This is a genomic window from Acinetobacter lwoffii, from assembly GCF_022967985.1.
Classification (GTDB): domain Bacteria; phylum Pseudomonadota; class Gammaproteobacteria; order Pseudomonadales; family Moraxellaceae; genus Acinetobacter.
This window is the reverse complement of sequence record NZ_JALJVC010000035.1, coordinates 1-12,965: the sequence shown is the minus strand read 5'-3', so window position 1 is coordinate 12,965 and position 12,965 is coordinate 1. Positions and strand designations below refer to the sequence as shown.

General features: G+C 39.2%; 11 protein-coding genes and 2 pseudogenes. 9 read left to right on the top strand and 4 right to left on the bottom strand.

Annotated features, from left to right (window positions below):
• Positions 1-117, top strand: a pseudogene (locus tag MWG72_RS14895) (IS5/IS1182 family transposase); the annotation flags it as partial.
• 95 nt (positions 118-212) lie between these two features.
• On the opposite strand, the gene MWG72_RS14890 reads toward MWG72_RS14895, so the two are convergent.
• Entirely contained in the window at positions 213-1,784 is a 1,572-nt protein-coding gene (locus tag MWG72_RS14890) for a sensor domain-containing diguanylate cyclase (protein WP_247144376.1), read from the bottom strand.
• A 991-nt stretch (positions 1,785-2,775) separates the two neighbouring features.
• Here MWG72_RS14890 and MWG72_RS14885 point away from each other — a divergent pair.
• A complete protein-coding gene (locus MWG72_RS14885; RefSeq protein ID WP_005103627.1) occupies positions 2,776-2,994 on the top strand; it encodes a hypothetical protein in 219 nt (72 codons plus the stop codon).
• Between the two features lie 253 nt (positions 2,995-3,247).
• Here the strand turns inward: MWG72_RS14885 and MWG72_RS14880 are convergent, their stop codons facing one another.
• From MWG72_RS14880 to MWG72_RS14870, 3 genes are all read right to left on the bottom strand, one after another.
• Positions 3,248-3,598 (bottom strand): hypothetical protein, encoded by a 351-nt coding sequence (locus MWG72_RS14880; RefSeq protein WP_044112095.1) that lies wholly within the window; start codon positions 3,596-3,598, stop codon positions 3,248-3,250.
• A 200-nt stretch (positions 3,599-3,798) separates the two neighbouring features.
• Positions 3,799-4,464, bottom strand: a complete 666-nt coding sequence (locus MWG72_RS14875) for a hypothetical protein (protein WP_044112094.1) — start codon at positions 4,462-4,464, stop codon at positions 3,799-3,801.
• Positions 4,465-4,565: 101 nt separating this feature from the next.
• Positions 4,566-5,264 (bottom strand): DUF3820 family protein, encoded by a 699-nt coding sequence (locus MWG72_RS14870; RefSeq protein WP_044112093.1) that lies wholly within the window; start codon positions 5,262-5,264, stop codon positions 4,566-4,568.
• 335 nt (positions 5,265-5,599) lie between these two features.
• Here MWG72_RS14870 and MWG72_RS14865 point away from each other — a divergent pair, with 335 nt between their 5' ends.
• The 7 genes and pseudogenes from MWG72_RS14865 to MWG72_RS14835 all read left to right on the top strand — a co-directional run.
• Positions 5,600-6,847, top strand: coding sequence for an alpha/beta hydrolase (locus tag MWG72_RS14865; protein WP_247144375.1), 1,248 nt, complete (start codon positions 5,600-5,602; stop codon positions 6,845-6,847).
• A gap of 154 nt (positions 6,848-7,001) precedes the next feature.
• Complete coding sequence (glyA, locus tag MWG72_RS14860; protein ID WP_004645593.1) at positions 7,002-8,252, top strand: serine hydroxymethyltransferase; 1,251 nt, start codon at positions 7,002-7,004, stop codon at positions 8,250-8,252.
• Positions 8,253-8,757: 505 nt separating this feature from the next.
• Positions 8,758-9,162 (top strand): nucleoside diphosphate kinase regulator, encoded by a 405-nt coding sequence (rnk, locus tag MWG72_RS14855; protein ID WP_004279022.1) that lies wholly within the window; start codon positions 8,758-8,760, stop codon positions 9,160-9,162.
• Between the two features lie 341 nt (positions 9,163-9,503).
• On the top strand, positions 9,504-10,295 hold the full coding sequence (locus MWG72_RS14850; protein ID WP_247144374.1) for a tellurium resistance protein: 792 nt from the start codon (positions 9,504-9,506) through the stop codon (positions 10,293-10,295).
• 16 nt (positions 10,296-10,311) lie between these two features.
• The gene (locus MWG72_RS14845; RefSeq protein WP_129716469.1) at positions 10,312-11,445 is read left to right on the top strand and encodes a toxic anion resistance protein; all 1,134 of its coding nucleotides are present in this window, start codon (positions 10,312-10,314) and stop codon (positions 11,443-11,445) included.
• 37 nt (positions 11,446-11,482) lie between these two features.
• The gene (locus MWG72_RS14840) at positions 11,483-12,400 is read left to right on the top strand and encodes a hypothetical protein (protein WP_247144373.1); all 918 of its coding nucleotides are present in this window, start codon (positions 11,483-11,485) and stop codon (positions 12,398-12,400) included.
• A gap of 244 nt (positions 12,401-12,644) precedes the next feature.
• Positions 12,645-12,965, top strand: a pseudogene (locus MWG72_RS14835) (alkyl hydroperoxide reductase subunit F); the annotation flags it as partial.

Sequence of the window (12,965 nt, the reverse complement as noted above, 5' to 3'; positions counted from 1 at the left end):
AGCAATTTAGAGGAATAGCTACTCGATATGACAAGCTCAAAAGAAATTATCAAAGTTCTGTTGCTTTAGCCTGTATATTTTTATGGCTACCTTTATAGGGTTAATTATGAACAGTAAATGTCAACAGACCCTAATCAAAAAGATAAAACTTTATTCTTGTGCGCGCTGAGCGCACCATTTATTTAAGCTATAAATCTGAAAAATAAATCAAATTAGTAACGCACACAGTTGCGTCCATCATCTTTCGCCCGATAAAGATTGTTATCAGCAATTTTCAGAACGTCTAGAATATTTTTAGAACTGTCTGGCCAAGAAGCAATACCAATCGAAATACTAATATTACCTATATCCTGAATCTCTTTACCTGCAATCTCTTTTCTGAACCTTTCTGCACTTTCATAAACTTCAGTGAGATTGCTGTTCGGTATAATAATGATAAATTCTTCACCACCGTAGCGGCAGCAAATATCATCTTTACGAAATTTTTGCTGCATCGTCTTGGCAATATGCTTTAAGACAACATCACCTTGATCATGACCATAATTGTCATTAATGTTTTTAAAATGATCCACATCCATCAGAAGCACTGAAAAAGGGATGTTCATTTTCATGTTGTGAGTCATGACATAATTCAACCCACGACGATTCATCAAGCCGGTTAAAGGATCTGTATTAATATGATGATCCATTTTGCTCATTTGTTGTGAAAACTTTCGAACACTCAGCAGTAGAGCTAACTTGAATTTTGTGACCTCATAGTACCAAGGCTGGATATTCTTAATTTTTGAACCGATTTCTGCCTGATTTAGCAGACTCGCCATATCTGCCAGTTGATTCAACGGGGCCGAGATAGAGTCAGACAGTCGCCATACAATATAAAAAACAAGCAGATAAAATAAAAAGAATCCTGCGGCTAATTTATAAAGGATAGAATTTGCCTGTTTAAGTAAATCATGGGTGGGTTGTTGGGAAACCACGATCCAGTTTGAAGTCGGAATATGAGAAAAACCCGCCAGATTATCAGTGCCCTGGCTATTGATTAAACGAATTTGACCATTTTTATGCGCATGCATATATTCCAGACCAGTATTATTGCTGGCCAATTGACCGATTCTTTCACGATCGGGATGGAAAATAATTTTATTTTCATTGTTAATCACATACATATAACTATTCTTATAATTTTTATAAGTGGTTAGAAGCTGATTAATTACATTTTTTTCTTTTAAATAAATCGCTGAACCGATGAAGCCCTGATAGTGATTTGACTTGTCAAAAATAGGTTGAGAAATAAACACAATCATATTTTTTTGCACAGAAAAATAGGGCGAAGATATATAAGTCGATTTTTTATGAAGAGAGTCAATAATCCCTTGAGTATGTTGTATTTTGCTTTTATCAATATGCAGAATATTAGGGGAAAAGTTTATCAGTCTGCCTTGGGTGTCACTGATCACAACACTGTTATAGTGTTCAGACTGATATTTTAATTTATTGACCTCGGCTTCTCTTAGCTCATTGTTATTAAAGTCTTGACCTAATATCTTGGCACTATAGTCCAGCTCAAGAAGCATATTTCTAAAATGGTTGTCTGTGCTTAATGCAATTTTATGTGCATGATCAGAGTTTAAGGCAAGAGAATTGTCGATTAACTGATTTTTTACGATCTGATAGCTAATAATGAGAGAAATAATAAAAAGGCTAGACACACTAAAAATAGCCAATAAAAGTATTAACTGCCTTAAATTGAGATCAAGGTATTTCCTAAAATTATTAGCTGACATAAAAAATTAGATATATCTCGATGTATTTATGAGCATTGTATTGCATTTATATTCAATGTTTAAGGTTGATATAAAATTAAATTTCCATTAGGTGGGAGTTTTTATTTCGAACAAATTTAGAATTTATAGGTCGCTTGGCTGTAAATAGGGTGAATTTGAAAAGCTGGCTAGGATTCTGAATATTTGACTAGGTTGCAAATAAAAATATGGTATTTAACATCCAGAAAATCTACTCAATAATTTTGATCTGTCCATCCAAATGATTAAGTGCTCATACGTAATTATGGTGAATTAACTTGAACGAAGCGATTGATTTATCTCCAATTTTTTAAAGATAACCTTTTAAAATTAGTAGTATAGATTATATAACAGTAGTTTCTTTAAATATTGCGTCCTTTTTCGAAAGCATTTTTAATAAAAAATCATATCCGAGTTTAAATTTTGAAGCGCTTATTGAGATTATGAAAGAGGGTGTTGAACCGCTATTCAACAAGAATTCGTATGCTTAATAAGGTATTTTTCTAAAAATCAATGAATTAAATAAAGACGATATGAATGCAGAAGTCTTCGGATAACAAGCCAGAAATATTCTAATCTGCTTTAAAAAAATGACAATTAAAATCTTGTATAAGTCTTCTTTTAGAAGTGTAAAAGAGTATTGTCGGCTAAAAAAATACTGTTATATTCAACTCATGGTAGGTCGTAAAATCAATAAGACGCTACCGATAAGTTGGACGGATCAATGACAGTTAGTTGAGTTTGATGTTTATCACCAGACAATAAATCTAGCACTAGCCATCCAACACAGAGCTCGCAGAAATGCGAGCTTTTTTAATGTCTGTGCAATTCATTCAGTTTAATATTCTTTTTCTTATAATCCATCCCGATAAAAAAGTTTACATTGCCAAATTCGCTAACATCTTGAAGATTAATCGCTTGGCTAATTATGGTATAAAAAAATGCAAATTGGATAATGAGAGAGGAAGGAAAAATGTCAAAGATGATTGATATCAAGGTGAAAGATCAATTTAGCCAAGTGACTGAAGCGAAAGCTATGCTGCGTTCCTTTGCAGAGCACAACATTCATCATGCAGCTGAGTTGGTCAAAAAAATTGAACATATCGTGGTGGATGGTGAAACGATTCTGCCGAGTATTGAGCTATTATTTGAAAGCCAAAAATCTTCAAATATTTATCGCGTTGTCGAATAATTTAATCAGTGAACTTCAGATAGGTAGAAAAAAATTGAACTTATTTATTCGAAATCACCGATTTAACACATAAAAAACTCACCATTTAGGTGAGTTTTTTATACTTTGGTATTTGCTAGCTTGGATACTAAGGTATGTAGCTATATTCAGAAGCTGATTCAATCTCTAAGAGAAGACAACGTGCTAATGGGTCTTAATTGGCGGAAGAAATATCCCATAGCAATGCAAAAAGCTCGCTGGAGTGAGCAAGTATTTAAATCTGTTTAAGCTGTACATCCACATCATATTTTTCAAATTCTTGCAAAATCTGCGCTAAAGTTTGCTGTGCGGTTGTATGTTCAGGGTTTAAAGAAATTTCCTGACGAGTCGTGCTGTCAAAACATTCAATGGCCTGAATCAGCCAATGATGCTCAATGGGACTTTTTTGAATCAACACACGGCGCGGTTGCAAGCTGTCACTGATCTGGCGGGGAAGCACGTAGGTAATCGCCAGTTGCACAAATTGCAGTTCTTCAACCGGACTTAAAAAGGTGATCACCCAGTTGCCAATTTTACTCAGTTGCATGGGATTATCGAACGCATCGAATTCTAAATAATGTGACATATACATGATCCAATCGGATGTCTATGCTCACTATATGGCGGGATTGTAATTCTTTTTCTATCACGCTTAAGTCGGATATTCCGAGCTTTAAATTTCGCTTGAATATAAATATTTCAAATAATCAGTCAGTTATCTTAAACAATCAAAGCTAGCTTATTGTTAAACTTGCTCATTTAAGAGTTTTAAAGACTAAGATCTTATTAGTCTTCAGCTTTATTTTGCTGTAATTGATCTAAAGCAAAATTGATCTGCTTCAGAATGTGATTCAATTCTTGGGGAGCAATACGGCTTTCCTGAAGGGACGTGATCCATTGCATTTGGCACAGTTTTAAACTGCGCGTATCCGGCGCCTGTAAAATCTGATGAATTTGCTGCTTGGCCATCAAGCCACAATATTTTTGTAAGCTTTCCATCATCATATATTTAAGGTCTTCAAAAGACATAGGTTGCAGTTCAGGCAGCTTTTTTGCATGGCTTGAATCCGTTTCAGCAGATGGAATGTCCTGCGCTACTTTAATGGATTCCATCTCAGGATGGAGTTCTTTTGTCGCAGAAGCTGCTGCTATCGATGAGTCCAACGATCGGTGAATCTCGGAGTGTGCCAGGTCAACTTTTGTATCTGTTCTTGCATCAGCCTGCTTTTGACTGATGGCTACCTCGCCCGTTTCAGCTGGAATAATTAAATCCATGGCATAAAGCTGATCTAAGAGTTCGGCAGGAGCAAGCTGTTGTTTTAAGCCATCATTTAATAAGTTGAAATCCTGGCTGCCGATCAGAACCAGTAAGCGGCGTTGGCGTGCGGTCAGTGGGATGGAGCGATCCTGTAGCACCTCGATCCCACGTTGAGTTTTATAAAAATGCATCATAGCTGAATAGATTGTTGCTAAAATTCAGCTAGAGCATAGTCTGTGAAAATTACATTAATATGAAGTATTTATTAAAATACTGAGGTTTGTTTTGATAAAACCTATAATGTCGTGATCGCCGTATTTTCAAGGGCCTTACGTAAATAAGGATCCAGTTCATCCTGACGCAATAGCCATTGCACATAGTCAGTAGGAAGTTCGGCGATGGCAGTACCGCGATGTTTGCCAAAATTAATCGTACGTGGAATTCGGGCATCTTCAGAAGCGTCGAATAATTCCTGCATACTGTTGATTTTTAAATGATGCACAATATGCATCAAAATATTGGCAGTTAAAATAATATCCATATCGGCACGATGCGCTTTACGGATCATTTCACGCGCTCTTTCGCTGCCTTTGGTGATCATATAAATCAGGGCAGAAATATTGTGTGCTTCCGCATCTGGCCAGACCCGACGTGCTAAAGCCAGTGTACAAATCGCCTTGATTTTTGAAGTATCTACACCACATTTTTCGATGGCACGGACGTCATAATCAATATTATGGCCGATCATGTAGACGGTTTCATCAGGTAGGCGAAAGGTACTGTAATGCGGCTGACCTTCCAGATCCGATTCCAGAATATGATGCACGGCCATGGCAGCAAAAGAAATGGCTTCGTCACATGAGTAGAGCTGATCAAACAGGCGACTTTTATCCAGACTTATTTTATGTTCTACAATTTCGACAGGCGCATAAGCAATTTCGATGGGTTGACCATTTAAAGTATGCGTTTCGGTATCAAGAATAATGGCCTGCATGTCGGAAATGTGCCTGAAAAAGAGAGGAGAGTAAAATCTAACATTATTATTTTGCAACTGACAATTGAATTGCTTTATTTCTGTATTAATTACCGGCTTTTTAACGTATGACGACTATTTGTATAGTTCTGGAGACAGAAACCTCTCTATTCTTAAGTTTGCATGCTGATTTCATAATAAATCTAAACCAGTGCGAATTTAGCAAAAAAATAACGCATTCTTTTCTTGATATTGTTTAGATAAATTGGGAAATTACATATGGTTTTATCGTTTGTTAAAGATAAAACCAGAAAAACTCATTAGAGACGATAATAAATAAGATAAGGATAAGATCGATGAAACGTCAAGTATTGACCTGTGCTCTTCTCACATTAAGTGTAGCCTTAACTGCTTGTAACGATGATAGTGATAATGATCGTTTTTACGAGTCCAAACCTACCATTCCAGTAAATAATATCGATAATCCAGTCGTGGCAACACCTGTAGCCTATACGCAAACGGATTTCTCTGGGATCGCTGACGAAAGTGTGATCATGACTTATAAGATGTTAGGAATTAATGGTAAGGAAACACAAGCTACTGCATTAGTTTTCACACCCGAAGGAACGCCTCCAGCTACAGGCTGGCCAATTGTGGCATGGGCACATGGAACTACCGGTGTAGCTGATCAGTGTGCGCCGAGTCGAAAAGCGCTGAATGATTATATCAAAGCCATGATTGGCGGGTTTCTCCAAGCTGGCTATATTGTAGTGGCACCTGACTATGAAGGTTTGGGAGAGCCGAGTGGAAAAGAACTTCATCCTTTCTTGAATTTGAAAAGTGAAGCTTATTCTATTACTGATGCAGTCGTAGCTGCACGAAATTATTTAGGTTCACAAGCATCCAATCAATGGGTGGCAGTAGGGCATTCTCAAGGTGGCCAGGCAGCTTTAGGCGCTGCGCAATATGCAGCACGTGCTTCTAAGATGACCTATAAAGGTACGGTAGCTTTAGCACCGGCTTCAAATTTCAATCTGATTTTGACAGGAGGTGAACAACAGGCGGGACAAGAAACAAATCTGGATAAAAAAATTGGAACTTTAGCATCTTTAGATACCTTTACTGCCCTGATTGTTGCTGGTTTGCGTAACCCGAACCCAAATTTGCAATATAGTCAGATTTTTAAAACGCCAACCGATGAAATCGCGAAAAATGCAGAAACTGATTGCTATGATGTATTAGGCCAGAAATTTGGTACTGCAATGTATGCTTATGCACAATCAAATAATAACTCGGTAAATAATTATCCTCGTACTCAAACTAACTTTATGAGTATTCCAGTCGTAAAGAGCTTCTTAGAAAAAGATTCTCAGCCTTTACTTGTTAAAGTTTCTACGCCAGTGATTATTTATCAGGGTTCAGCAGATAGTACCGTTCCGAAAGCAGCAACAGATGTTTTGGTTGCACTCGCCAATCAGAAACAAACTTCAGTACGTTATATTACGGATGAGTCAAATGCGACTAAATGGGATCATGGTAGCGTCTATGCACTGAATATTCCTAATATTATTTCAGATGTAAAATCTCTAATGCCAATTCAATAACTTATTTTTATCTGAATGGCTCATGTTTTTTTAGATATGAGCCATTTTTATTGCAAACTGAATAAAGTTCATGATCGAAAATTTAAAACTTCATGCTACAATACGCGCCAATCTTAGCACGGCTTAAAAGCCCTAAATCAATAGGACCTCGCTAATGTTTGCCAATATCTCTATCGCTGAATTTGATCCAGAATTAGCTCAAGCAATCTCGAATGAAGATGCTCGTCAAGAAGCTCATATTGAGCTAATCGCTTCTGAAAACTACTGTTCACCAGCAGTTATGGAAGCTCAAGGTTCAAAACTTACTAACAAATATGCGGAAGGCTACCCAGGTAAACGCTACTATGGCGGTTGCGAGTATGTAGACGTTATCGAACAATTGGCGATTGACCGTGCTAAAGAACTCTTTGGTGCTGATTATGCTAACGTTCAGCCACATGCTGGTTCACAAGCAAACTCAGCAGTTTACTTAGCGCTGCTTAACCCGGGCGATACAGTTCTGGGTATGAGCCTTGCTCACGGTGGTCACTTGACTCACGGTGCAAAAGTAAGCTTCTCTGGTAAAACATATAACGCGATTCAGTACGGTTTAAACCCTGAAACTGGCGAGATCGATTACGAAGAAGTTGAGCGTTTGGCGCTTGAGCACAAGCCACGCATGATCGTTGCTGGTTTCTCTGCATACAGCCAGATCGTTGACTGGCAGCGTTTCCGTGAAATCGCGGACAAAGTTGGCGCTTATCTGTTTGTTGATATGGCTCACGTTGCAGGTTTAGTTGCTGCTGGCGTTTACCCAAGCCCGGTGCAAATTGCTGACGTTACGACGACGACGACTCACAAAACACTTCGTGGTCCACGTTCTGGTCTTATTCTTGCGAAAGCAAACGAAGAAATCGAGAAGAAACTTCAATCGGCTGTATTCCCAGGCAACCAGGGTGGTCCTTTGGTTCACGCAATTGCTGCAAAAGCAATCTGCTTTAAAGAAGCAATGGCACCTGAATACAAAGCTTACCAACAACAAGTTGTGGTAAATGCGAAAGCAATGGCTGAAGTATTGATCGCTCGTGGTTATGACGTAGTTTCTGGCGGTACTGAAAACCACTTGTTCTTGTTGTCTTTAATCAAACAAGACATTACAGGTAAAGAAGCTGATGCTTGGTTAGGTGCTGCTCACATTACTGTGAACAAAAACTCTGTACCAAACGATCCACGTTCTCCGTTCGTGACTTCAGGTATCCGTATCGGTACACCTGCAGTAACAACGCGTGGTTTTGGCGAAGCTGAAGTACGTGAACTTGCAGGCTGGATCGCTGATATCCTAGATGCTAAAGGCGATGAAGCTGTTATCAACGCGGTGAAAGAGAAAGTTGCAGCGGTATGTGCTAAATTCCCAGTTTATGCATAATCGCTTATAAACGGAAAGGAGCTCCCAACCGGGAGCTTTTTTTATAGCTGTAAAAATAACGATGTAAAAGATGTTTAGACTTGATCGGGCTTATATAGATCAATTTCCATGCCGTAAGAGATTGAGTCATCAATAAAATTATATTGAGTTTTTCTCAATCTGGCTTAAAGTCTTTTATCAACTATTTGTATTTTTAAATGCTTTAAAAGAATGAATGCATTCGTTGCATGCTTTGCTTGAAATTATTTACAGGAATTATTTTCAGAACCTGACACTTTAAAAATAATAGGTTATTGAGCTGAAGATCATGGTAGATGAAGCGCTTGAGTGAATCCCATGTTACTGTAAGGTGGTGCTGATATAAGCGCCGTGAATGACATCATTCTTTTTATTTAAACGTTATATGGATCGGTATCATTTGAATATGGGTAAATCCTGTATTTAAAAATGCTGCTGGCGGTTGATTGATTAATTTTTCATTTATGCATTAAACAAGGTAATAAGGATGACTAAACCCAACATTATTTTATCTGAGCAAGATTTACATCGTCTGGAAACGATGCTGGAGAATCAGAGCAAGCTGAGCGAAACCATGATCCGCTTAGAGGATGAATTGGCACGTGCCGAAGTGGTCGAGCCGCAAGCGATCGCAAGCAATATCGTGACCATGCATTCCCGTGTGTTGTTGACCATTGCACCTTCTACGGAAGCTGTTGAGGTGACACTAGTTTACCCACACGAATTTAAAGGTGAAAAGGGGCAGGTCAATGTCATCGCACCGATAGGTGCAGCCATTTTGGGCTTAGCAGAAGGTCAAACCATTGAATGGCCACAACCGGATGGTAATACCATGAAAGTGACCATTGAAAAAGTGCTGTTTCAGCCGGAGAGCGAAGGGGATTATCTTTAAGCCAGCGTTGGATCATCCTTGAAAGCCATAGCAATATGGCTTTTTTTGTATATGGATTTTAAGTAAAACCTGATGTTGTAAGCATTTAGATCAGATTGAATACATTTTAAAGTTCTAAATGCTTAAAGTTAAATAATTCTCAAAATGCAATGTAGTCATTTATCTCTGCAATTGAATCGTATTGCCAAAATCATAATTAAAATAAAGATAAAACATGGATTTAGTTAAAGTGATGTAACGAATTTCTGGATAAATATACACAACGCGGTCTGTTTTTTTGCTACATTCGAAGATGTTCTAGACTTCTTTGTTTCACTTTTTTAAAGGATATCGCCTCAACCATGTCGCGCTTTGAAGCTCTACCTGCCTTGACTGACATGATGCTTGATCGTGAGGAAATTCTGGCGATTAAGCGTAATGAGCTTGTGCCTGTACTGGATAATCAATATGGGCTGAATCATTATGCAGATGCTCTGATTCAGGCACAGTTCGTTCTACTGAATGGTGTAGATCCGCACTTGACCCAACAGTTAAGCCAGACCATTGAGCAATTGATTCATGCCTTGGCAGAATCTAAAAAATATCTGAAAAAACGTAAATTTAATGCTCTACAGAAATGGCTGGGCATCGATCTGGATTATGGCTCAAGTCAGGTGGAATATTATCAACGGCTGGACCGTTTGCTGGATCAGGCCGATCACTTAAGCCGTAAATTGCAGATTGAAATTCAGAAATCGCAGTCACGTTTTCAGCAGCTTTTGGGGTTGCGCGAACAGATGGCCAAGCACATTGTCGCAGCAGACGAGTTTCTGTCTGAATATCCGCTATTCGTCAAAAACCAGCATCCCTTGGATAATTTTTCAGAACGCCTCTCCAAGAAAATTAATACCTTACGTACCTTGCAAAGCAGTAATGACATCGCCATTACCCAGATGCAGCTTTCGCAGCAGCTTTCCTTTAGCCTGCTGGATCGCTTTAAGGAAGCACAGCAGGTCTTGATTCCGGCCTGGCAATATCATGTCAAACAAAGCCAGACGAAACACTCGACAAGTGATCTGGAAAAACTTGATAATAGCCGTGAGAGTCTGATTAAAACGTTAAAAAAATCCCTCGAGAAACCCTCGAAAACATAACAATATAAGGTGAACTATGACCAAGTCTGATTTAGTAAATTTACCTGTTGAAAGCTCGAATGAACTGGTCGAACAAAAATTCCAGCAAATGGACCTGAAAGAACTGGGCTTGCAGCCTGCTGACTTTCAGGAGGTGCTGGCTGCACGTAAAGAGTTGCAGAACATGAGTCATAACAGCGTGGCTGAGTATGGTAAAAATATTGCGACCAAAACTTCGACCTATACCGATGAATTACTGAATCTGGTGCAAAATAGAGATCTGGATGCGACAGGACAGAAGCTGAATCAGGTGGTACAGGTGGCGCAGCAGCTAAATACCAGCAGTATTCTCAATAAAAAGAAAAGCTCGGGTTTTTTTGGCAATATCATCAGTAAATTCAAAGGTGCGAAAGATAACTTTGATGCGCATTTCAATACCACTAAAGAGCAGTTAGATGTACTGGTGAAAGAGATTGAAACCTCGCAATCCGGTTTGAAAGCACGTGTTGATACCCTGGATAAAATGTTTGACGGGGTACAGGATGAATATAAACAGCTCGGGGTGCATATCGCCGCAGGACGTTTACGCGAACAGGAGCTGCAACAGGAAATTTCCGCTTTAACCGCCTTGCCGCAAGATCAGAGCACCACCCAGAAAATTTATGACCTGAACCATCTGGCCAATAATCTGGAAAAACGTGTCAGTGATTTACAGGTACTGCAGCAATCTGCCATGCAGACCTTGCCAATGATCCGGATTATCCAGTCGAATAACCTGATGCTAGTCGACAAGTTTTATGCGATCAAAAATATTACTTTACCAGCGTGGAAAAACCAGATCAGTCTGGCGATTTCATTGAGCGAACAGAAGAACAGTGTGCAGCTGGCCAATACCATTGATGATGCTACCAACGAGCTGCTGCGCCGTAATGCTGACCTGTTACATCAGAACTCGGTTGATACGGCTAAAGCCAACCAGCGCTCGGTGATTGACATCGAAACGCTTGAACATGTGCAAAATACCCTCATTAAAACTGTAAATGATGTGATTCAGATCCAGAAAGAAGGTGTACAAAAACGCACAGAAGCAACCGTGCGTTTGAAAGCTTTGCAAGATAATCTAAATCATTTGGTGATTGAATCAAGTACCAGTGGATCCAAGCCCAACTAAATCAGGTAGGGCCAAAATCTGAAAGAAGGAGTAGAGATTGCCGCCCTTAGATGAATATGCCGTTAAGCCTCAGGACATCAAGCAGGGGGTAGTTGCACTCAAGAAACGTCAACGCAATTTGATGCTATTGGGTTTGACTAGTTCTACCATATTTATAGCCTCATTGATCAGCCTATTTTTCCAGCAGGAACTGGTCTATGGCTTTTTTGGCCTGAGTACCCAAGTACAGCAATTGCATTTACCGGTCAGTGTAGATGCCACACTGGCCAGCATTGGTGATAGTCCGGATTATTTTTTTAGTTTGCTGAGCTGGTTTGGCTGGCTGATTATTAAAATTTTTGCCTCTTTTATCGGCGCATTCTTTGTGATTGGCTTACTGAAAAAGTTGCGTTTCTTTTATGTTCGCTTTCAGTCTTTTGTACTGAAATTTGTCGCCTGGCTGATCGCTTTTATCGTGATCTGGTCAGGATTAACTTACTGGCAGCATGATCTACGTAATGATCGGGATGATGCTTATCAGCAAGTGGTGTATTACGACAGCAATATCAATGACAGTGAAATCGCCCGTTATCTGGCTGATTCAGAGATTGCAGCACCGGTGAAATCTTATTTACTGGCGCAAACGGCATTACTGCATAAGCCGCAGGATTTATCTGCCGCAAAATCCTATGTTTTAAACTTGGTTGAAGCAGAAAAACAGGATCCTAAATTTGAACAATATGGTTTCAAGCCTGAACAAATCTGGACCATGCAGCAACAGGTTTATGGTCAAGCCATGACACCAGTGGCCAATAGTGTAAATACACAGGTACAACAGGCGGATCAGTTAAGTCAGATCACGAATCTGGTTATTATTGGTGTTGCTATTTTATCGGCGCTACTCAGCTTAATCTTATTTTTCTTGGCCAACTCAATCAAGGGTCGGTCCTTGCGTATTGAACAGCGGATTCATTAATTTCCCAATATGCTCCTGAATAGGGAGCATTTTTTTGATAAAATTTCAATGCTATTTTTAAGATAACCTATTCAACTTGCTCAATACCGCCCAAAAATTAAAATAAGGCAGCATAAAATCTATGATTGGATTTTTAATCTAAAATATCGATCAATAAAATAAAAACAAACTGTTTTAACTATTTATTCAATTCATTTAATATCCTGTTATCAAATAAACATTTACTCCTTTGGAGACGTTAGCAATGTTAGATCAAAATACTTCAGCCCAACTTAAAACCTTATTAGAACGCCTAGAAGGCCCGATTGAACTGGTGGCGAATTTGGATGGCTCTGACAAATCAGCCAAAATCCAGGAACTGGTGTCCGAAGTGGCTGCACTGTCTGACCTGGTCACTGCACGCTTTGACGGGACCAATGCACGTGCGCCAAGTTTCGGGATTGCAAAAGCTGGTGAGGAACCACGTGTATTCTTTGCAGGCTTGCCAATGGGCCATGAATTCACTTCGCTGATTCTGGCATTGCTGCAAACTTCAGGTTATGCACCAAAAGTCTCTGATGAAGTT

Excerpts from the sequence above, each read along its gene's own strand:
- MWG72_RS14885 (WP_005103627.1), top strand. The coding sequence starts at position 2,776 with ATGTCAAAGATGATTGATATCAAGGTGAAAGATCAATTTAGCCAAGTG.
- rnk (WP_004279022.1), top strand. The coding sequence starts at position 8,758 with ATGACTAAACCCAACATTATTTTATCTGAGCAAGATTTACATCGTCTG.
- glyA (WP_004645593.1), top strand. The coding sequence starts at position 7,002 with ATGTTTGCCAATATCTCTATCGCTGAATTTGATCCAGAATTAGCTCAA.
- MWG72_RS14845 (WP_129716469.1), top strand. The coding sequence starts at position 10,312 with ATGACCAAGTCTGATTTAGTAAATTTACCTGTTGAAAGCTCGAATGAA.
- MWG72_RS14880 (WP_044112095.1), bottom strand. The coding sequence starts at position 3,598 with ATGTCACATTATTTAGAATTCGATGCGTTCGATAATCCCATGCAACTG.
- MWG72_RS14875 (WP_044112094.1), bottom strand. The coding sequence starts at position 4,464 with ATGATGCATTTTTATAAAACTCAACGTGGGATCGAGGTGCTACAGGAT.
- MWG72_RS14870 (WP_044112093.1), bottom strand. The coding sequence starts at position 5,264 with ATGCAGGCCATTATTCTTGATACCGAAACGCATACTTTAAATGGTCAA.
- MWG72_RS14865 (WP_247144375.1), top strand. The coding sequence starts at position 5,600 with ATGAAACGTCAAGTATTGACCTGTGCTCTTCTCACATTAAGTGTAGCC.
- MWG72_RS14850 (WP_247144374.1), top strand. The coding sequence starts at position 9,504 with ATGTCGCGCTTTGAAGCTCTACCTGCCTTGACTGACATGATGCTTGAT.
- MWG72_RS14890 (WP_247144376.1), bottom strand. The coding sequence starts at position 1,784 with ATGTCAGCTAATAATTTTAGGAAATACCTTGATCTCAATTTAAGGCAG.